Origin of the sequence: Enterobacter sp. J49 (genome assembly GCF_002148625.1) — a bacterium.
GTDB classification, from domain to species: Bacteria; Pseudomonadota; Gammaproteobacteria; order Enterobacterales; family Enterobacteriaceae; genus Enterobacter; species Enterobacter ludwigii.
Map to the genome: position 1 here is coordinate 1 of NZ_MWPY01000005.1, position 294 is coordinate 294.

The following is a 294-nucleotide window of genomic DNA, read 5'->3' on the forward strand; positions in this document are numbered from 1 at the left end:
CCAGTACGCTGAAATGGGCGGGGCCGTCGGTGCTGCTGGCTTACATCATCGCCGGGCTGTTCGTGTTCTTCATTATGCGTTCGATGGGGGAAATGCTGTTCCTCGAGCCGGTCGCCGGGTCGTTTGCCGTTTACGCGCATAAGTACATGAATCCCTACTTCGGTTACCTGACCGCCTGGGGCTACTGGTTTATGTGGATTGCCGTCGGCATTTCTGAAATCACCGCCATCGGGGTGTATGTGCAGTTCTGGTTCCCGGAAATACCGCAGTGGGTGCCGGCGCTGATCGCCGTGG

General features: G+C 58.2%; 1 pseudogene. It reads left to right on the forward strand.

From position 1 onward, the window contains the following. Window positions 1-294: pseudogene (locus BJP35_RS00030) on the forward strand (amino acid permease); the annotation flags it as partial.